Here is a 19,498-nt window from a genome sequence, read left to right as displayed (position 1 = left end):
CCGCTCCCTACACTGGCCGCATGACCTACACGTTGGTGCTCCTGCGGCACGGTGAGTCCGAATGGAACGCGCTGAATCTGTTCACCGGGTGGGTGGATGTCAGCCTCAGTGAGAAGGGCCGCGCCGAGGCGGCACACGGTGGTGAGTTGTTGACCTCCTCCGGTGTGCTGCCGGACGTCGTGCACACCTCGTTGTTGCGCCGCGCGATCAACACCGCGAACATCGCGCTCGACGTGGCTGACCGGCACTGGATCCCGGTGAAGCGCAGTTGGCGGCTGAACGAACGGCACTACGGCGCACTGCAGGGCAAGGACAAGAAGGCCACCCTGGAGGAGTTCGGCGAGGAGCAGTTCATGACCTGGCGCCGGTCCTTCGACGTCCCGCCGCCGCCGATCGAATTCGGCTCGCAGTACAGCCAGGACGGCGACCCGCGGTACGCCGACCTCGGTGACGACATGCCCCGCACCGAGTGCCTCAAGGACGTCATCGCCCGCTTCCTGCCCTACTGGAACGAGGCGATCGTGCCCGATCTGAAGGCGGGCAAAACGGTGCTGGTCGCCGCCCACGGCAACAGCTTGCGCGCGATCGTGAAGCACCTGGACGGTATCTCCGATGACGACATCGTGGGTCTGAACATCCCCACCGGCATGCCGTTGGTCTACGAGTTGGACGACGACCTCAAGCCCGTCACCCCGGGCGGGGAGTACCTCGACCCGGAGGCCGCGAAGGCCGCCGCGGAAGCCGTCGCGAACCAGGGACGGTAACGCCGAACGCGAAGGGGCCCAGCCGCACGGCTGGGCCCCTTCCCGTTGTCGATCTCAGTCGTCGACCTCGGCGTTGGGCCGACGCCCGGTGACCAGGTAGACGATGCGGTACGCCACCGAGGTGGCGTGGTCGCCGAACCGCTCGAAGTACCGGCTGAGCAGTGTGGCGTCGATCGCGGCCTCGACCCCGCTGGAGTAGGACGGGTCAACCAGGATCCCAAAGATCTGCCGGTGCAACTCGTCGAGTTCCTGATCCCGCTTCTCGATCTCCTCCGCCGCGGACACGTCCTTGTCCGCGATCGCGGCGGCGACCCGCTCGGCCAGTTCCTGGGTGATCTTGGACATCTGCACGAAGATCTCGCGCAGCTCCGGCGGAACGGCGTGGTCGGGGTAGCGCAGGCGGGCCACCTTGGCCAGGTGCTCGGCGAGGTCGCCCATCCGCTCGATGCTGCTGGACATCTGCATCGCGGTGACCACCATGCGCAGGTCGGTGGCGACCGGCTGCTGACGGGCCAGCAGGTCCACCGCGAGTTCGTCGACCTGGTCGCGGATGGTGTCGATGTCGGTATCCGAGGCAATGACACTCTCGGCCAACTGCAGATCGGCGTCCAGCAGGGCGATCGTGGCGCGGCTCATTGCGGTGCCGACCAGGGTCGCCATCTGGACCAGGTCGTCGGAAATCCGGTCGAGATCTTCGTGGAATCCGGTGCGCATGGGGTGTGTCCTCTGGTGTCGTGGCCCGTACTGATGGTGGCACGTCGGTAACGGGTGATGGGCCTGCCTCACCCGTGTGCCGATGTGACAGTCGCAGTATCGCGTGAACGTAATCGGGCGAGAAGGTGAACATCAGGCACCTGGGCCCGCCCTGGTCGCTTCCGAGTTGGCACGCCCTCGTACGGCGTGCGTACATTGAGCGACGTGGAGCTCGTGCTGGTCGCGATCGGCTTTCTAGCCGTCGGCGGGGTGCTCGGCGCTCTGCTTTTCCGGCCGCGCCAGCCCCAGGCTGTCCCCGAACGCGCGGGGGAGGACGTCGATGAGGTGCTGCCGTCGGCATCTGAGGATGTCTTGGCGGTGCTCCCGGGCGTCTACGTGATCGTGGACTCTTCGGACGCCGTACGTCGATCATCGGCCAACGCCAGCGCCCTGGGTCTGATCCGGTCCGGTGAACTGACCCACCCCGCGCTGCGCGAACTCGTGCGCACGGTCCGGCGGGAGCAGGGCATTCGGGACCTGGACCTGGACGTGCCCCGTGGCCCGTTCGGCAACGAGCGGCTCTCCATCGGGGTGCGGGCCGGCGCGCTGGACCGGGGATTCGTCCTCCTGCTCATCGAGGACCGCACCCAGTCCCGGCGCGTCGAGGAGACCCGACGCGACTTCCTGGTCAACGTCAGCCACGAGTTGAAGACGCCGGTGGCCGGGATGACCCTGCTGTCCGAAGCGATCGACGAAGCCCGCGACGACCCGGAGGCCGTGCACCGGTTCTCTGAGCGGATGCGCTCGGAGAGCGTGCGGTTGTCCAGGTTGGTGCAGGAGATCATCGAACTGTCCCGGTTGCAGGTCAGCGAGAACCTCGAGCAGCCCGTGCTCGTGGACGTCGAGAGCTGTGTCCGCGACGCCCTTGACCATCTGCGGATGGTCGCCCAGGACCGGGAGATCACCGTGGCGTTCACCTCATCGGGGGAGCGCCCGACGGTGTACGGCGATCAGCACCTGCTCACCACCGCCGTCCGTAACCTGGTCGAGAACGCCATCAACTACTCCGACCCGGGTACCCGCGTCACCGTGACCCTGCAGGCCGACGCCGACCTGGTCAGCATCCTGGTCAAGGATCAGGGGTCGGGTATCCCCGCCGTCGAGCTGGACCGGATCTTCGAACGGTTCTATCGGGTCGACGCCGCCCGATCCCGCCGCACCGGAGGTACCGGGCTCGGCCTGGCTATCGTCAAACACATCTGCGCCAACCACGGCGGGGAAGTGAGCGTCTGGTCCGAGGAGGGCCAGGGTTCCACCTTCACCATCCGCTTACCCGCCGCGCACGCGCCCGAAGAGGCGCAACCTCATCAGAACCCTCAGGAGGCCACCGCATGACCACTCGGATCCTGCTCGTCGAGGACGAGGAGTCGCTGTCCGACCCGTTGTCCTACCTGTTGGGCAAGGAGGGGTACGACGTCGTGGTCGCCGACGACGGCCAGCGCGCGCTGGATCTGTTCGAATCCGATGGCGCCGACCTGGTGCTGCTGGATCTGATGTTGCCGGGTGTTTCCGGTATCGAGGTGTGCCGCACGATCCGGGCCCGCTCCGGCGTACCGCTGATCATGCTGACCGCCAAGGATTCCGAGGTCGACAAGGTGGTCGGTCTGGAACTGGGCGCCGATGACTACGTGACCAAGCCGTACTCGAGTCGGGAGTTGCTCGCCCGGATCAAGGCGGTGCTGCGGCGGGGCACCGAACCCGAGGAGTTGGTGCCCGCGACGCTGAGCGCCGGCCCGGTGCGGATGGACGTCGAGCGGCACACCGTGGCCGTCGGTGGGCAGCCGGTCTCGTTGCCGCTGAAGGAATTCGAACTGCTGGAGTTGCTGCTGCGCAACACCGGACGGGTACTCACCCGGGGTCAGTTGATCGATCGGGTGTGGGGCAGCGATTACGTCGGTGACACCAAGACCCTGGACGTGCACATCAAACGATTGCGGGCCAAGGTCGAGCCCGATCCCTCCAACCCGCAGCACATCCTGACCGTGCGGGGTCTGGGTTACAAGTTCGAGAACTGACCGGCTATTCGCCGGCGGAGGAGGTCGGGGCCTCGTACGTCGCGTGGCTGACCGACGCCGAACCGTAGGGTGCGCTGTCCAGGACGACCGGAACGCTGACCGGAACACTGCCGGCGGAGTCGGTCGCGAAGGTGACCTGGGTGCTGGCACCCGGCTCGGCGCCGACGGCGGCGATCTTGACCGGGCCGGCGGTGGCCGTCGAGTTGCCGGACGCCTGACCGTCCAGGCGCACCGCGGTGGCGGCGGGCACCGTCACGGTGGTGGCGCTGCCACCGGTCGGGGTCACGGTCAACTGCACCGGCTCCTGGGTGGGGTTGGTCGCGGTGCCGTAGAGGCTGCCCTCGGCGCCCTTGGCCGACGTGACGATCAGGATGTTGGACAACTGCACCTTGCCCACGTTCGCCGCGATGCCGTCGGAGGCGTTGTAGCTGGTGACCTCATCGGGGGAGAGGTAGAAGCAGCCGCTGAGGGTGAGCGCGGCGCCGGTCATGACGACGCCGGCAAGCAGCGGACGGGCCAGGCGGGCCTTGGTGGTGGGTCGGGCGGTTCGTCGCGTCACGCCGCTCAGGATAGCGGGTCACCACCGCCTGCCGTGCGGGCCTCCCACTGACAAGTCACGCGCCCGCGAAACAGACAAAGTAACGTTTGTCAAGGGTTTGGCAGTGGATGTGGATTTGCCATTTCGAGCCCGTCTATGCCCCTTGACCAGCACAAACAGCCATGAGACCGATCACACTGCCGTGTTATCCTGGGAGTCGCGAAAGGGGCTAAATCCATATGGTTTTCAAGGTCGGCGAGACCGTCGTGTATCCGCATCACGGCGCAGCACTCATCGAAGAGATCAATGTCCGCAAGATCAAGGGTGAGGACAAGCAGTACCTCAAACTCAAGGTTGCCCAAGGTGATCTGACCATCGAGGTGCCCGCCGAGAACTGCGACCTCGTGGGCGTCCGTGACGTCGTCGGCAAGGAAGGCCTCGACCGCGTGTTTGCGGTGCTGCGCGCCGACCACACCGAGGAGCCGACCAACTGGTCCCGTCGCTACAAAGCCAACGTCGAGAAGCTCGCCTCCGGTGATGTGATCAAGGTGGCCGAGGTCGTCCGCGACCTGTGGCGCCGCGACCAGGTCCGTGGCCTGTCCGCCGGCGAGAAGCGGATGCTGGCCAAGGCGCGCCAGATCCTCGTCTCCGAGTTGGCCCTGGCCGAGCACACCAACGAGGACAAGGCCGAAGCCACCCTCGATGAGGTCCTCGCATCCTGAACCATCCCCCGATGTCACCCAACGCCCGCAGCGACTCCGCTGCGGGCGTTGCGTCGTCGGTGGCGGCGATCGTCGTCGCCGCCGGGCGGGGCACCCGGCTGGACGCCGGGATACCCAAGGCCCTGGTGCCGCTTGCGGGCGAACCGTTGGTCGTGCACGCAGTACGCCGGGTGCGGGCGTGCGAGCAGATCGGGCCGATCGTCGTGGTTGCGCCAGGTGACGTCCTGGCGGACTTCGTGTCCCTCCTGGATTCCTACGAGGTGACGGTGGTGGCCGGTGGCGCCGAGCGCACCGATTCCGTCGGCGCCGGACTGGCGGTGCTGCCCTCGTCGGCGCAGCTGGTGCTGGTGCATGACGCGGCGCGCGCGCTGACCCCGCCCGCCTTGTTCGATGCGGTGATCGCAGCCGTGCGCGACGGCGCCGATGCCGTGGTACCCGGGGTCGCAGTCTCCGACACGATCAAGCAGGTCGACGACACCGGACAGGTCCTCGCCACCCTGGACCGGTCGGCGTTGCGAGCCATCCAGACTCCGCAGGGTTTCACCCGGGCGGCGTTGGTTGCGGCGCATGCGTCCGGCGACCTGGCCACCGACGATGCGGCGCTGGTCGAGAAGGCGGGTGGCGTCGTACGCGTCATCGAGGGCTCGGCGCTGGCGGCGAAGGTGACCACGCAGGTGGACCTGCGGTTGCTGACCGAGTTGGCGGCCCAGTCATGACCCTTCTGCCGCGCACCGGCATTGGTGTCGACGTGCACCGGTGGGCGACCGACGACAGGCCGCTGTGGCTCGCCGGGGTGCACTGGCCGGACCAGGGCGGTTTGGACGGGCACTCCGACGGCGATGTCGTCTCTCACGCGATCTGTGACGCATTGTTCTCGGCGGCCGGGATCGGTGATCTCGGCCAGCATTTCGGCGTCGACCGGCCGGAGTTCGCCGGCGCTCACGGGGTCGAGTTCCTCACCGAAGCGGCCCGGTTGGTGCGCGCGGCCGGTTTCGAGATCGGCAACGTCGCGGTGCAACTGATCGCGAACCGGCCGAAACTCGGCCCCCGGCGCGATGAGGTGCAACGGGTCCTCGGTGACGCGTTGGGTGCGCCGGTGTCCGTCGCCGCGACGACTACCGACGGTGTCGGCATCACCGGACGGGGTGAGGCGGCCGCTGCGATCGCAACAGCACTCGTCTGGTCGATGACCTGAGTCGTGTCGGCGTCAGGTCATCCGGCGGGTGACCTGGGGTGCTCTGCGGATAGCCACCGCCGAGATGGCTGCGGCGAGGAGGGGCACCCCGATCGTCAGTGCTGCCAGCCACGGCCAGGGAATCGCGACGATGGGTCCGGGAATGTGATTGCCGTCCATGGTGTCGTAGCCGTCCTGGGTCAGGCTGTGCGCCAGCGCGATGCCCGGCACGAAGCCGACCGCCAGTCCCAACACGGTGCCGACCAATCCGGTCACGAACGCTTGGCTGCCGGAGAGTGCCCGCCGGGTGCGCCGGGTGCCACCCACCGCGGCCAGGGTGGCGTCGTCGGCGCGGCGTTCGGTCATGGTCAGCGCCGTGGAGGTCAGCGTGATGATCAGCACGAGCAGACTGAACGAGCCCACGATGACCGCGAGCATCAGCCCGGACGGGTCCTGGTAGCCACGCTCGACGTAGACCGTTGCGTCGTCGCTGAAGGCGTCTTCCAGTCGTTGCTGGGTCTTTTCGCTGATGTCGCCGCGTGGGTCCCGGATGAGCAGATCGGAGCTGGCACCGGTCATCGGCAGCTTGACGGTCCGAACCGCCTCTGCGGCGATCAGAGCCCCGTTTCCTTGACCGAAGGTGGCCTCGTTGCCCATCGTGAGGGCGACGGAGATGACCGGCACGGTGACGATGCTCGTCGTCTTGATGTCGCTGGCTGACCCGTCGGTGTCGCTGAGGAGGTAGGTCCCGACGGAGAGGTTCAACTGCTTCGGCACGGGCGGCGGCGAGACGCGTTGGCCGTTCTCGTCGTAGGTGGCGAAGCTGCTGCCGTAGGTGCGTGCGACGACCGCGCCGGAGCGCAACAGCGCCGCATCGCCCGCCGGAAGGTGAAGCCGGCGCATGATCTCCGCCGCCGGCAACACGGCGATCTGACCGTTCGTGCTCATCCCGCCCAGGCCGATGGTGACGTTGCAACGACCGTTGGGGGTGTCAGTGGGCGCCATACCCATCTGCGGTGGGCAGTCGGGCGGGGACAAGAGCACAAAATCGGTCCGTCCCCCCGGGTTGATGGCCCCGGCAGGTATCTGGCGCCGCACGATTTCCAGGTGCGGATCAACTCGGCGGATCGTTCGTTCGGCCGCCTCGGTGGTGGGGCCGCCCGGCATATCGAAGTCGGACGACACGATCCCTTCGCCCGCGATGGTCATCGGGGTGTATTGCCCGCGACGTTGCGCGGTGTCGCTGAGGGCCGGGATCACGATCATCGTGAAGGCGGCGACCGCGGCCAGGATCGCGGCCACCGCACCGGTGGCGCGCTGCCGCTGCCGGGCGTTGTCCCGGGCCGCCAGGCGCAGGGCGACCGGCAACGGAGCCGACAACCGGCCCACCGCTACCAGGACGGCCGGCACCAGCATGAGGGCGCCGCTGATCATGGCGACGGCAGCCAACGCGACCCCATTGGTCCCCGCACCGCTCAGGTTGCTGGCGGTGAGCCCCTTGAAGATGATCGCGCCGCCGATGACAGCCAGCAAGATGCCGACGATCGGTAACACCCGGTTGAGGCGGGGCGAGGTGTTCTGCCCTTTCATGACGCCGACGATGTCGAGTCGGCCGAGCCGCAGCGCCGGGATCATCGCCGCGATGAGCGAGGCGACCACGGCCACCGCGACCACCGGAAGCAGTTCCAGCCAGGGGATCGCGACGGTGGGCATGAACGTGTTCGGCGCGAATCGGGGCATGATCCACAACCGCGCGGCGTACGTCGCCAGGATGCCGACCACGGCGCCGACCACGGCGCCGACCACACCGGCGAGCGCACCCAGCACGACGGCTTGAGCCAGCACGGTCCGGCGCAGTTGCGGCGTCGTGGTGCCGGCGGCGGCAACGAGGGCCAGCGTGCGTCGCTGCCGGGACGCCGAGACAGCGAAGGCGGGCGCGACCAGTAGCGCGATCAACATCAACAGGATGATCCCGCCGGCGGTGATGGACGCCGCCGCGTTGGCGACGTTGGTGTTGTCGAAGGAATTGTCGTGGGTCGGCAGCAGCGCGGCTTCTTCGGCCCGCGTCGGCGGATGGCGGACGACATCGGCCGACAGGACGGTGAAGCCGTACCGGTTCAGACTGACCTGTTCCGCAAAACTCACCGGACGGTCGCGCAGCAGGTACCAGGTTGGGATCGAGAGAGCCGGCGTCCCAAAGCTGCTGTCGGCAACGAATTCACCGGTGGGTCCGGTGCCCTCGTAATAGGTTGCGCGGCCGACAACCGTGACCGTGCGGGGCGACCCGTCGATGGTGAGCGTTACGGATCCGGTGGTGGGCATGCCGCGCTCGACCCCCATCGCAGTGACCGCGATCTCATCGCCGCGGCGGGGCCAGCGGCCACTGTCAAGGGTGAGTTTGGGGCCGAGGCTATTACTCAGGTCGGTCACCACCACGGAGACCGATCGCGACACCGTAGGACTGATCGCCGCTCGGCCGCCGACAATAGTGACGGGCACGACCGTGGAGTGGGTCAGTTTGCCGATGGCCGCCGATTGGGCGTCCTGGTTGGATGCGCTCCAGCCGGGCACCGGGAGCGCGGGGGTGTCGGTGGTGCCGTTGTTGGTCGCGTACACCCCGTCCGAGTCGGCGTACTGGAGGGTCTGGTGTGGATCCGGACCGGTCAGGCTGGCTTGGGCATTGCCGAGGGAGTAGGGCAGGGCGGCCGCGCCGTGGACGGTGGTGCTGTCGTACATCGTCAACACGAAGGACAGGATGGCGATGGGCAGCCCGACCATGATCAGGACGACGATGCTGCGACCTTTGTGTCGACGTACGTCGCGGCGGGCCATCCGCAGCGATACCCGCCAGCTACCGAGCCAACCGGCCACCCGGCCGGCCCCGGTGGGTCGCGCCGGAGGCTGTACCCCCGTGCCAGCCTCCGGCGCAGTCAGGACGCTCACGCGGACGCCTCCGTGGTGAGCAGGTCGGTCGGGTCGTTGGCGCCGGTGTCGTCGACGACGACGCCATCGCGCAGGAACACGGTGCGGTCGGCCCAGGCGGCGTGCCGGGACTCGTGGGTCACCAACAACCCGGCGGCTCCTTCGTCGCAGCGCTGTCGCAGCACGCGCAGGACCCGCTCGCCGGTGGTGGTGTCCAGGGCGCCGGTGGGTTCGTCGGCCATGACCAGTGAGCGGGTGCCGACCAGGGCGCGGGCGATCGCCAGTCGCTGCTGTTGCCCACCGGACAGGGCATCGGGGAATCGATCGGCGACCCCCGCCAGGCCCATCTGTTCCAGGGTCGCGATGGCCGCCCGACGTGCCTTGCCCGGTGAGGCGCCGTCGAGTTCCATCGGCAGGCCGACGTTCTCGGCCGCCGTCAATGCCGGGATGAGGTTGTAGTCCTGGAAGACGAAACCGACCTGGCGGCGGCGCACCATCGCCAGTTGTTTGGAGCTGAGCGAGCTCAGGTCCACGTCGTGCATGATGACGCGACCGCTGGTGGGCCGGTCGAGGCCGCCGGCGATGTTCAGCAAGGTCGACTTGCCCGAGCCGCTGGGGCCCATCACGGCGACGAGTTCACCCGGCGCCACGGTGAGACTGACCCCGCGCAGGGCGTGGACGACGTTGTCGCCGGTGCCGTGGGTGCGTTCGATGTCCTCGAGGATCAGGGCTGGTGAGGTGGTGTTCATCGGATCTCCCCCGAGATGGCTGCGATGTCGGATGGGTGGGTTGGGGCGGGTGCAAGAGGGCCGATCTGCGCCAAGCGGGACTCGATGTGATCCAGCCAGCGGGCTTCGGCTTCGGTGGTGAAGATGTGGCTCTCCAGGACGAGGAGCCATGCGGCGTCGGTGGACTGGGGTGGGTCGGCTTCCTCGACCGCCGCGAGTGCTTGACCCTTGAGCCGGGTCAGATCGCGCAGGTGCCGCATGGTCGAGGTGCGTTGGACGTGCACGATGGCGGGTACGTCCACCCCCGGCACGGTGACCGCGAGGGCCAGTTTGATGACCAACTCATCGCGCGGGGTGGTCTCCCGGTCGACGGGCGATCGCCACCACTGGGCGACCTCGGCGCGGCCGGTGTCGGTCAACCGGTAACTGATCCGACCCTCGTCGTCCGCCGGGCCGGTCTGCTCGACCAGGCCGTCGCGTTCCAGCCGGCCGAGAGTGGTGTAGACCTGCCCGACGTTGAGTGGCCAGGTACCGCCGGTGCGTTCCTCGAAGGCCGAACGCAGGGCCGCGCCGTACATCGGGCCGTCACTGAGCAGGGCCATCAGGCCCAACTTCACGGACATCTGCCCTCCCCGTAATACTCGGTATTGCTGCTGGTGAGCGAATGTATACCGAGTATTACGCCGCGGGCAACGAGGAGCGGCGGACGGCGTGTCGGGGTTCGGGCGGCTGCGCGGCTGCGCGGCTGCAGGATTCTGCTGTTGGCCCGCGCCATCGGTAAACTCCACAGGTGGCCATGCAGATCTACGACTCCCTGACCCAGGAGTTGCGCGACTTCGTCCCGCTCCACGAGGGCAAGGCGAGCATCTACATCTGCGGACTGACCACCCAGGGCGAACCGCACATCGGGCACATCCGCTTCACCGTCGCCTTCGACATCCTGCGCCGGTGGTTGACCATCGGCCACGGCCTCGAGGTCACCCTGGTCCGCAACGTCACCGATATCGACGACAAGATCCTGAACAAGTCGGCCGAGGCCGGGGTGGCGTGGAACGAGTGGTCCTACCGCTTCGAGCGAGCGACCAGCGACGCGTTGGACATCCTCGGCGTGCAGCGACCCTCCTACGAGCCGCGGGCCACCGGGCACGTCACCGACATGGTCGATCTGATGCAGATCCTGATCGAGAAGGGCCACGCGTACGTCGCGCCGGACGGCAGCGGGGACGTCTACTTCGACGTTCGGTCCTGGCCCGCGTACGGCGAACTGACCCACCAGCGCATCGACGACATGGAGTCGGCGACCGACGCCGACCCGCGCGGAAAGCGTGACCCGCGCGATTTCGCGCTCTGGAAGGGTCGTAAGGCCGGCGAGCCCGCGACGGCCAGTTGGCCCACGCCGTACGGCGATGGTCGACCGGGCTGGCACCTGGAGTGCTCGGCGATGGCCCGCCGCTGGCTGGGCGACGAGTTCGACATCCACGGTGGCGGGATCGACCTGCGCTTCCCGCACCACGAGAACGAACTGGCCCAGTCCCGCGCCGCCGGGTTCGGGTTCGCGCGGTACTGGATGCACAACGCCTTCCTCACGCTCGCGGGGGAAAAGATGAGCAAATCGCTGGGCAATGGGCTCAGCGTGCCGGAGCTGACCCGCACGATCCGGCCGATCGTGCTGCGCTTCTACCTCGGGTCGGTGCACTACCGCTCGACGCTGGAGTACGCGCCCGGTTCACTGGCCGAGGCGGAGGCCGCGTTCAGCCGGATCGAAACCTTCCTGCTGCGAGCGCTTCCCGATGGCCCGGTCGAATCCGGCGCGGTCCCAGCCGGTTTCGCAGCCGCCATGAACGAAGACCTGAACATCTCCGAGGCGCTCGCGGTGATCTACACCGCCGTGCGTGATGGCAACAGCCTGTTGGCCGCGGGTGATGCCGGCGGGGCGGCCGCAGTGGCCACCGACGTCGTCGCGATGCTCGACGTGCTCGGGGTCAACCCGTTCGACCCGCACTGGTCGGCAGACGCGTCGGATGCGTCCTCCGACGCCCTGGCCGTGCTGGTGGAGAGCCTGCTCACCCAGCGGTCCGCAGCGCGCGCCGAGAAGGACTTCGCGACATCCGACCGGATCCGTGACCAACTGTCGGCTGCCGGAGTGGCCGTCGCCGACAACCCGGACGGGGCCACCTGGTCGCTGTCCACCGACGGAAAGCACTGATATGCCTGGCAATTCGCAACGACGAGGCTCGATCCGCAAGGGCACCTCGAAGAAGGGCGCCGTCGTCGGTAGCGGTGGTCAACGTCGCCGCGGTCTGGAGGGCAAGGGCCCGACCCCGAAGGCGTCCGAACGGCCGAACCACAAGGCCTACAAATCCACTCAACGCTCGGGCGGCACCAGCCGACCGGCTGCCAAGCGCAGCAACAAGCCGAGCAGCGAGATGGTGGCGGGCCGCAACTCCGTGCTGGAGGCGCTGCGCACCGGGATGCCGGCGACCACGCTCTACCTCGCCGGTCGCATCGACTCCGACGACCGGGTCCGGGAGATCCTGAAGATTGCTGCAGCGGAGGCGATTCCGATCCTGGAGACCACCCGCCAGGAGTTGGACCGGTTGACCGACGGTGCGGTGCATCAGGGTGCAGCGTTGCAGATCCCGCCCTACGAGTACGCCCACCCCGCTGATCTGATCGACCCGCAGGCACCGGGCATCCCGCTGGTGGTTGCTCTCGACGGCATCACCGACCCGCGCAACCTCGGTGCGATCATCCGATCGGTGGCGGCCTTCGGCGGCCACGGCGTGATCGTGCCCGAACGCCGGTCGGCGGGCATGACCGCGGCCGCGTGGAAGACCTCGGCCGGTGCGGCCGCCCGGGTGCCGGTGGCGTTGGCGGGCAACCTGACCCGGACGCTGGAAGAGTTCCGCAAGGCCGGCTTCTTCGTGCTCGGTCTGGACATGGACGGCGACGTCGAGTTGCCCGCGATCACCCTGGCCACCGAACCGCTGGTCATCGTGGTCGGCTCCGAGGGCAAAGGGTTGTCCCGGTTGGTCGGCGAGACCTGCGACCAGATCGTGTCGGTGCCGATGTCGTCGGCCGTCGAATCGCTCAACGCCGGAATCGCCGCGTCAGTGACGCTCTACGAGATCTTCAAGCAGCGCCGAGCGGGCTGAGGTCCGGGCGAGAACGCAGTTCGGGAGGGGATCTACGGGCCAGGATTCCGTCCGACCCGTAGATCCCCTCCCGAGGGGACCGCGTTTCTACTTGTCCCAGTTCTTGATGGTCTCCTGGGCGCTGACCTTCTGCGCGGGGATGGCCACGGTCGTCATGATCTTGTCGGCGATCGTCTGGCGCTTGGCGTCCCACAGCGGGAACAACCATCCGATGTAGCAGATCAACGAGTCGACCAGGTGCGCAAGGTCGCGCACGAACGCCATCAGCGGCCCGATCGGCTGACCGGTCTGCTCGCCGATGACCTTGACACCTACGACGCCGCGACCGACGCTCTGGCCGGTCTTGCCGCCCTTGTACCACCGGTTCCACGCGACGATGACCAGCCCGAGCATCCAGCCGATGAAGATGACGAAACTGCCGAAGCCACCACCGATCGAGGCACCGATCAACTCGATGATCCAGGCGGGCACACCCCCGATCAGCAGGTCGATGATGAAGCCTCCGGCGCGAGTCGGCCACGGCGAGTAGGCGTCTGGGCCGGGGCCGACGTACCCCGGCGCCGGGTAGCCGGGCTGTTGACCGCCGTACCCCGGCGCGGGTGGGTAGGCCTGGCCGGGCTGCTGGTAGGCCGGCGGTTGCTGGTAGGCCGGTGGCTGTTGCGGGGTGGAGTAGGACGGCGGACCCTGGGGTGCGGCCGGCGGCGGGGAGTACTGGGGCGGTTGCTGACCGTCACCGGGCTGGCCGGGTTGCTCCGGCTGCCCGTAGGGGTCAGCGGGACCGCTGGAATCGTTGGACATGAGGTTCCTCCTTGGACGGATCTGCAGCGCTGCTGTCGTGCTGAGCCTAGTGGGCTGGGTGAAGGCCCAAGCGTTAATCAACGTGGCGCGCACGTGCCTCAAGAGCCGCTGCGCGGCGGGAAGATACCTCCTGAGCAGTAGGGCGTCGGCGCAGTACCGTTGGCGGGTGGACGGTACGGTGCGGCAAGCCCCGACCCGACCCCGCGACGTACGTCGATGGGCGGCTCCCGCGCTGACCGCGACGCTCGGGCTGGGCGGGCTGGCGCTGCTGCACCTGCGGACGCCTGGCGCGCACAGCTTCTACCCACCCTGCCCGCTGCTGAGGCTGACGGGTTTGTACTGCCCGTTCTGCGGCGGCTTGCGGGCTACGGCGGATCTGACGCACGGTGATGTGGCCGGGGCGTTCGCGCGCAATCCGATCGTCCCGCCACTGCTGCTGGTGGCTGTTGTCGCATGGGGGCGATGGGCCTGGTCCCGGGTCACCGGTCGGCACTGGCGTCCCGCCCTCGGCGCCCGAACGACCTACTGGGTGTTGGGTTTTCTGGTGGTATTCATGATCGCGCGCAACGTGCCGGGGTGGACGTGGCTGTCACCCGCCTAGCTGCTCGTGGGCGCGCACCGGGATCGACATGGTGTCGACCCCCACGACCGCTGCCTCGTCCGGCTTCTCGGGCAGGATGCGGTGCACGTAGTCCTGGGTCGCCTCCGCGAGACTGACGTCCTGGTCGGCGGCCTCCGAGAGATACCAACGGTTTTCGAGGACTTCGTGGAAGATCTCGGCCGGCTCCAACTTGCCCCGCAACTGCGGCGGCACCGCTCGCACGACCGGCTCGTAACACGCCGTCAACCAGTCGTGGGCGACCTGTTCCTCGTCGTCGTTCTGCCGATCGGTCGCGGCCTGGTAGGAGTCCAGGTCGTTCAGCAGCCGCCGCGCCTGGTTGTCTTCGACGTCCAGGCCGGTCAACCGCAACAGCCGCCGCGAATGATGACCGGCATCAACGACTTTGGGCTGGATCTGCACGGTCGTGCCGTCGATGTCGGTGGTCATGGACAGCTCATCGACGTCGAATCCGAGGTCGTTCAACCGCCGGATCCGATCGTCGACCTTGAACAACTTGCTTGCATCGAAGCGTTCGACAGCGGTGACTTCCCGCCACAGCAGGTCGTAGCGCTCCAGGATCCGGGCAGAGACGTCCACCGGGTCCACGCGCTCGTCGACGAAGCCGCCGGCCTGCAGATCCATCAACTCACCGGCAATGTTGACCCGCGCGATGTCCAGGTCGTGTGCGCGCTGCCCATCGGACAGCGACTCGTGCAACTCACCGGTCTCCGCGTCGACCAGGTACGCGGCGAAGGCACCGGCGTTGCGTTTGAAGAGGGTGTTGGACAACGACACGTCGCCCCACCAGAAACCGACCAGGTGCAGGCGCACCAGCAGCGCGGCGAGCGCATCGAGCAACCGGGCGGCGGTGTCTTCGCGCAGGGTCTGGCTCATCATCGCGCGGTAGGGCAGGGAGAACTGCAGATGCCGGGTCAGCAGACAGGCGTCCAGCGGCTCGCCCGCCAGGTCCACCCGCCCATCCACGACGCCGATGGGTTCGACCACCGGTTGGTCGAGGCGGCGCAGCATCCGCAGCATCTCGTACTCCCGGCGCGCGATGTCCGCCTTGATCTCCTTGATCGCCACCACGCGACCCTCGACGCGGGTGAAGCGCACGATGTGCCGGGAAATGCCCCGGGGCAGCGCAGCCAGGATCTCCTCGGGCCATTCCTCCAGGGGCAGCCGCCACGGCAGACCGAGCAGGGCCGGCCAGGGCCGGGCGGTGAGGATGTCGAGCGCCACGCCCCTCATCGTGGCACGCGGGCACCGGGGTGGGCACGCGCCGTACGGGCGGGGGATGCGAAAGCGGCCCGCCCCAGAAGGGGACGGGCCGCTGACGTCAACCGGTTCAGTCGTTCTCGATGCGCTCACCGTCATCGGAGCGGAACAGGTGCACGTGGTCGGGGTTGGGCACGAAGTTGACCACCGCACCCTTCTCGGGCACGTCGCGCCCGTCGACCCGGGCCACCACCGGCAGCTTCTCGCCGCCGACCTCGGTGCGCCCGTAGACGTAGGCGTCCGCGCCGAGCTCCTCGACAACGTCGACCTCGACCGGGATGCCCTCGTGACCCTCGGCCAGCTTCAGGTCCTCCGGACGTACGCCGAGTGTCACCTTGGTGCCGGCCTGCTGCTTGGCGCTGGGGGTCAGCGGGACCTTCACACCGCCGATGTGCAGACCTTCCTCGGTGACGGGGACGTCGACCAGGTTCATCGACGGGGAGCCGATGAAGCCGGCCACGAACGCGTTGTTCGGGTGGTTGTACATCTGCCGCGGGGTGTCGCACTGCTGCAGGATGCCGTCCTTGAGGACCGCGACCCGGTCGCCCATCGTCATGGCCTCGACCTGGTCGTGGGTGACGTAGACGGTGGTGACGCCCAGGCGGCGCTGCAGCGAGGCGATCTGGGTGCGGGTCTGCACACGCAGCTTCGCGTCCAGGTTCGACAACGGCTCGTCCATCAAGAAGACCTGCGGCTGACGCACGATCGCCCGACCCATCGCGACACGCTGGCGCTGACCACCGGAGAGCGCCTTCGGCTTGCGGTCGAGGTAGTCGGTGAGGTCCAGGATCTTGGCGGCTTCCTCGACCCGGCTGCGGATCTCGGTCTTGTTGGTGCCGGCGATCTTCAGGGCGAAGCCCATGTTGTCGGCGACCGTCATGTGCGGGTAGAGCGCGTAGTTCTGGAAGACCATCGCAACGTCGCGGTCCTTGGGGGACAGGTTGGTCACGTCGCGGTCGCCGATCAGGACCCGTCCGCTGTTGATCTCCTCCAGGCCCGCGAGCATCCGCAGGGAGGTGGACTTACCACAACCGGAGGGCCCGACCAGGACGAGGAACTCGCCGTCCTGGATGTCGATGTTCAACTTGTCGACGCTGGGCTTGTCGGCGCCCGGGTAGATCCGGGTTGCCTCGTCATAGGTGACAGTGGCCATGCTGAATCAAACTCCTTCACCGGCAGGTACGTGCCGGACGATCCGTAGTGAAGAAAATCTCCGCGCCGAGTGTGACGTGGAGCATGTAAACGGTACCGCATCGCCTCCGTCAGTGGGTCAGCGCCGCCGCCAACGCGGTCAACGCCTCGGTAACGGCGGGCGGATCGGCCACCCGGAACCCGGCCGCGGTGTCACCCTCGCCGACCTTCACCGTGACGTTCGCGGGGTCGGGTGCCAGGGCCTCGAACGCCGTCTCGTCGGTGAGGTCATCGCCGAAGTAGATCGTCGCCGCCGCGCCCCGGGAGTGTGAAAGGGCCTGCAGGGCAGCGCCTTTGGACACATCGACGACCTGTATCTCCAGGATGCTCTTGCCCGGGATGACGATGACGTCGTCCAGGGTCGCGCCCTGCTCCTGCGCATCGCGCAACGCGGCGTCCTCCTGCTCGAGCGGCATCCCGCGGGTGTGCAGCACGACCCCGGTCGGTTTGCCCTCGATCCGGGTACCGGGGTGGCGGGCGGCAACGGCCGCGATCAGAGCCTCCGCTGCATCCAGACGCTGCTGCGCCGCAGCGTCGAACTCCGCAGCGATCAACTGCGCGTCACTCGCCTGCGCTCCGTGCGAGCCGATCAGCACGATCGGCTCGTCCTCGGTGATGCCCGTGAGATGGCGCAGGGTGGACAGATCGCGTCCGGACGCCAGCGCAACGGTCACGTCGGCACGACCCGCGAGCGCGCGCAATGCGCTCATGGAGTCGGCCAGCGGTCGGGCGGCCATCGGGTCAGCGACGATCGGGGCCAGCACGCCGTCGAAGTCGCTGGCCACCACCAGAGGTGAGCGGGCGGCGTACGCCTGGAGGGCATCGGTCAGGTCGCTCATCGGGCACTCTCCTCGGCGGGTAGTTCCGGTGCGGCCTGCAGACTGGCCAGGAACGCCTCGGCCCAGTGGTGCACGTCGTTGGCCAGTACGGCGCGCCGCATCGACCGCATCCGCTTGCGACGCTCGTCGGCGGGGGCGTCGATCGCGGCCGTAATGGTCTGTTTCAACCGGTCAACGTCGTGCGGGTTGCACAGGTAGGCGCGCTTCAATTCGCCTGCGGCGCCGGCGAACTCGCTCAGCACCAGCGCCGCGTCGTCACGGGCGCAGGTCACGAACTCCTTGGCGACCAGGTTCATGCCATCGCGCAACGGCGTGACGAGGGCAACGTCGGCGGCGGCGTAGATCGCGGCCATCTCCTCCTTGGGGAAGGACCGCCGCATGTAGACGACCGGAGTGTCACCGAAGTCGGCGTGATCACCGTTGATGCGGCCCACCGCCTGCTCGATCTGCCCGCGCAGCACCCGGTAGGCCTGCAGGCGCTCGCGGCTCGGGGTGGCGATCTGCACCAGCCGGGTCTTGCGGGGGTCCAGGCGTCCGTCGGCCAACAACTCGCCGTACGCCTTGAGCCGGTGCCGGATGCCTTTGGTGTAGTCCAGCCGGTCCACGCCGAGCAGGAGGACCTCCGGGTCGCCCATCTCCGCGCGGATCTCCTTGGCCCGTTGCAGCGTCTCGGGCGACGTGGCCAGTTCGCGCAACTCCTCGACGTCGATCGAGATGGGCACCGCCGCGGCGCGCACCCGGCGACCGTCGGGAGCGGTGACCACGTCGCCCTTGACCGGTGCGCGCAGCAGCCGGCGGCACGCTTCGCGGAAGTTGGCGGCATCGGCGCGGACCTGGAAGCCCAGGAAGTCGGCGCCGAGCAGACCTTCCAGCAGGGTCTCCCGGCCGGGCAGTTGCATGAAGATCTCGACCGGTGGGAAGGGGATGTGGTTGAACCAGCCGATCCGCAGGTCCGGCCGGATCGCGCGCAGTAGGGAGGGAACGCGCTGCAGTTGGTAGTCGTGCAGCCAGACGGTGGCCCCCGGGGCGGCGACTTCGCTGACCGCGTCGGCGAAGCGCTGGTTCAGGCGTTCGTACGACGACCGCCACCGCCGCCGGAACGTCGCCGGCACGATGACGTCGTGATACAGCGGCCACAGCGTGTCGTTGCTGTACCCCTCGTAGTAGTTGGTGACTTCGTCCTCGCTCAGCCCGATCGGGACGAGGTACATGCCGTTCTCCTCGAACGGCTCAGGCGGGTCGCCGGCGTCACCGGACCAGCCGATCCAGGCCGCTTCCCGCCCCCGCATCACCGATTCCATCGCGGTGACGAGGCCGCCGGGGCTGCGATGCCATTCGATGCTGCCGTCCTCGGCGACCTCCTTGTCGACGGGCAGCCGGTTGGCGGCGATCACGAGGTCGAAAGTGGGCGAGGTCACCTGCCCAGGATAGGTAGTCGCCGGGGACCCTTCCGGGCCGCACCGCAGCGCTGACACGCCTGCGTGATCTGCGTTACATTCGAGTATGAGAGTCTCCGAGATCCTCCGCCGCAAGGGCACTGATGTCGTGACTGTCGCGCCCGATGCGACCATCAGCGACCTGGTCGCGCTGCTGCACGAGCATCACATCGGTGCGGTCGTCGTCCTCGACGCGGACCGCCGACTCATCGGGATCGTCGGCGAACGCGACATCGTCCGCGGCCTGGCCGAACACGGCAGCGCGGTGCTGGCGCAACCCGTCAGCGATCTGATGACCACCCGGGTCGAGACGTGTTCGCCCGGCGACAACGTTCCGGATCTGGCCGAGCGGATGACCAGTCTGCGCATCCGGCATCTGCCGGTGACCTCCGACGACGACGAGCCCGGGGTGCTGGCGATCGTCAGCATCGGCGACATCGTCAAATCCCGCCTCGACCAGCTCGAGCACGAGCGCAGTCAACTGGAGAACTACATCTCGCAGTGAGCGCCCGCGGGGGCCCCGCGGGCACGCCGAGCGTCCGGCGAGGAACGGCGCGCGTCCGCACACGACGTACCGTTGGCCT

General features: G+C 68.1%; 20 protein-coding genes. 10 read left to right on the top strand and 10 right to left on the bottom strand.

The features are described 5' to 3' along the window. The first annotated feature begins 20 nt into the window (after nt 1-20). Nucleotides 21-764: a phosphoglyceromutase gene (locus tag DR843_RS13655; protein WP_109686659.1), complete on the top strand. Its 744-nt coding sequence runs from the start codon at nt 21-23 to the stop codon at nt 762-764. Nucleotides 765-818: 54 nt separating this feature from the next. Here the strand turns inward: DR843_RS13655 and phoU are convergent, their stop codons facing one another. After that, the gene (gene phoU, locus DR843_RS13650; protein WP_109686657.1) at nt 819-1,478 is read right to left on the bottom strand and encodes a phosphate signaling complex protein PhoU; all 660 of its coding nucleotides are present in this window, start codon (nt 1,476-1,478) and stop codon (nt 819-821) included. A 204-nt stretch (nt 1,479-1,682) separates the two neighbouring features. On the opposite strand from phoU, the gene DR843_RS13645 reads away from it, so the two are divergent. After that, nucleotides 1,683-2,852, top strand: coding sequence for a sensor histidine kinase (locus DR843_RS13645; protein ID WP_245934131.1), 1,170 nt, complete (start codon nt 1,683-1,685; stop codon nt 2,850-2,852). Beyond that, nucleotides 2,849-3,532: a response regulator transcription factor gene (locus tag DR843_RS13640; RefSeq protein ID WP_109686653.1), complete on the top strand. Its 684-nt coding sequence runs from the start codon at nt 2,849-2,851 to the stop codon at nt 3,530-3,532. The genes DR843_RS13645 and DR843_RS13640 overlap by 4 nt, the downstream gene beginning before the upstream one ends. 4 nt (nt 3,533-3,536) lie before the next feature. Here DR843_RS13640 and DR843_RS13635 read toward each other — a convergent pair whose 3' ends face one another. Further along, the gene (locus DR843_RS13635; RefSeq protein ID WP_109686651.1) at nt 3,537-4,091 is read right to left on the bottom strand and encodes a hypothetical protein; all 555 of its coding nucleotides are present in this window, start codon (nt 4,089-4,091) and stop codon (nt 3,537-3,539) included. 218 nt (nt 4,092-4,309) lie between these two features. Between DR843_RS13635 and DR843_RS13630 the strand changes: the two genes are divergently transcribed. From DR843_RS13630 to ispF, 3 genes are read left to right on the top strand one after another with little or no spacing between them, the layout of a single operon-like run. Next, nucleotides 4,310-4,792, top strand: coding sequence for a CarD family transcriptional regulator (locus tag DR843_RS13630; protein ID WP_109686649.1), 483 nt, complete (start codon nt 4,310-4,312; stop codon nt 4,790-4,792). Nucleotides 4,793-4,803: 11 nt separating this feature from the next. After that, nucleotides 4,804-5,508 (top strand): 2-C-methyl-D-erythritol 4-phosphate cytidylyltransferase, encoded by a 705-nt coding sequence (gene ispD / locus DR843_RS13625; protein WP_109686647.1) that lies wholly within the window; start codon nt 4,804-4,806, stop codon nt 5,506-5,508. Next, nucleotides 5,505-5,987, top strand: coding sequence for a 2-C-methyl-D-erythritol 2,4-cyclodiphosphate synthase (ispF, locus tag DR843_RS13620; RefSeq protein ID WP_109686645.1), 483 nt, complete (start codon nt 5,505-5,507; stop codon nt 5,985-5,987). The genes ispD and ispF overlap by 4 nt, the downstream gene beginning before the upstream one ends. Before the next feature lie 12 nt (nt 5,988-5,999). On the opposite strand, the gene DR843_RS13615 is transcribed toward ispF, so the two are convergent. Genes DR843_RS13615 through DR843_RS13605 form a run of 3 tightly spaced genes read right to left on the bottom strand, consistent with a single transcriptional unit; the run spans nt 6,000 to nt 10,239 of the window. After that, nucleotides 6,000-8,909, bottom strand: coding sequence for an FtsX-like permease family protein (locus DR843_RS13615; RefSeq protein WP_109686642.1), 2,910 nt, complete (start codon nt 8,907-8,909; stop codon nt 6,000-6,002). Next, the gene (locus DR843_RS13610) at nt 8,906-9,637 is read right to left on the bottom strand and encodes an ABC transporter ATP-binding protein (protein ID WP_109686640.1); all 732 of its coding nucleotides are present in this window, start codon (nt 9,635-9,637) and stop codon (nt 8,906-8,908) included. The genes DR843_RS13615 and DR843_RS13610 overlap by 4 nt, the downstream gene beginning before the upstream one ends. Further along, the gene (locus DR843_RS13605; RefSeq protein WP_109686637.1) at nt 9,634-10,239 is read right to left on the bottom strand and encodes a PadR family transcriptional regulator; all 606 of its coding nucleotides are present in this window, start codon (nt 10,237-10,239) and stop codon (nt 9,634-9,636) included. The genes DR843_RS13610 and DR843_RS13605 overlap by 4 nt, the downstream gene beginning before the upstream one ends. A 167-nt stretch (nt 10,240-10,406) precedes the next feature. On the opposite strand from DR843_RS13605, the gene cysS reads away from it, so the two are divergent. Both cysS and rlmB read left to right on the top strand, forming a co-directional pair. Next, entirely contained in the window at nt 10,407-11,822 is a 1,416-nt protein-coding gene (gene cysS / locus DR843_RS13600) for a cysteine--tRNA ligase (protein ID WP_109686635.1), read from the top strand. A gap of 1 nt (nt 11,823) precedes the next feature. Further along, nucleotides 11,824-12,771 carry a 23S rRNA (guanosine(2251)-2'-O)-methyltransferase RlmB gene (gene rlmB / locus DR843_RS13595; RefSeq protein WP_109686633.1) on the top strand — a complete coding sequence of 316 codons (948 nt, stop codon included), beginning with the start codon at nt 11,824-11,826 and terminating at the stop codon, nt 12,769-12,771. 87 nt (nt 12,772-12,858) lie between these two features. Here rlmB and DR843_RS13590 read toward each other — a convergent pair whose 3' ends face one another. Then, on the bottom strand, nt 12,859-13,569 hold the full coding sequence (locus tag DR843_RS13590; protein ID WP_109686631.1) for an RDD family protein: 711 nt from the start codon (nt 13,567-13,569) through the stop codon (nt 12,859-12,861). 166 nt (nt 13,570-13,735) lie between these two features. On the opposite strand from DR843_RS13590, the gene DR843_RS13585 reads away from it, so the two are divergent. Beyond that, nucleotides 13,736-14,170: a DUF2752 domain-containing protein gene (locus DR843_RS13585; protein WP_170119869.1), complete on the top strand. Its 435-nt coding sequence runs from the start codon at nt 13,736-13,738 to the stop codon at nt 14,168-14,170. Here the strand turns inward: DR843_RS13585 and DR843_RS13580 are convergent. From DR843_RS13580 to DR843_RS13565, 4 genes are all read right to left on the bottom strand, one after another. Next, the gene (locus tag DR843_RS13580; RefSeq protein ID WP_109686627.1) at nt 14,159-15,412 is read right to left on the bottom strand and encodes a DUF4032 domain-containing protein; all 1,254 of its coding nucleotides are present in this window, start codon (nt 15,410-15,412) and stop codon (nt 14,159-14,161) included. The genes DR843_RS13585 and DR843_RS13580 overlap by 12 nt on opposite strands. Before the next feature lie 106 nt (nt 15,413-15,518). Next, nucleotides 15,519-16,601, bottom strand: coding sequence for an ABC transporter ATP-binding protein (locus tag DR843_RS13575; RefSeq protein WP_109686625.1), 1,083 nt, complete (start codon nt 16,599-16,601; stop codon nt 15,519-15,521). Between the two features lie 109 nt (nt 16,602-16,710). After that, nucleotides 16,711-17,478: a trehalose-phosphatase gene (gene otsB / locus DR843_RS13570; RefSeq protein ID WP_109686623.1), complete on the bottom strand. Its 768-nt coding sequence runs from the start codon at nt 17,476-17,478 to the stop codon at nt 16,711-16,713. Next, nucleotides 17,475-18,896: an alpha,alpha-trehalose-phosphate synthase (UDP-forming) gene (locus tag DR843_RS13565; protein WP_245934130.1), complete on the bottom strand. Its 1,422-nt coding sequence runs from the start codon at nt 18,894-18,896 to the stop codon at nt 17,475-17,477. The genes otsB and DR843_RS13565 overlap by 4 nt, the downstream gene beginning before the upstream one ends. 85 nt (nt 18,897-18,981) lie before the next feature. On the opposite strand from DR843_RS13565, the gene DR843_RS13560 reads away from it, so the two are divergent. Then, complete coding sequence (locus tag DR843_RS13560; RefSeq protein ID WP_109688976.1) at nt 18,982-19,419, top strand: CBS domain-containing protein; 438 nt, start codon at nt 18,982-18,984, stop codon at nt 19,417-19,419. The last annotated feature ends 79 nt before the right edge of the window (nt 19,420-19,498 follow it).

Source organism: Branchiibius hedensis (assembly GCF_900108585.1).
GTDB classification, from domain to species: domain Bacteria; phylum Actinomycetota; class Actinomycetes; order Actinomycetales; family Dermatophilaceae; genus Branchiibius; species Branchiibius hedensis.
The sequence above is the reverse complement of the archived record's forward strand: the minus strand, read 5'-3'. Positions and strand labels throughout refer to the sequence as shown.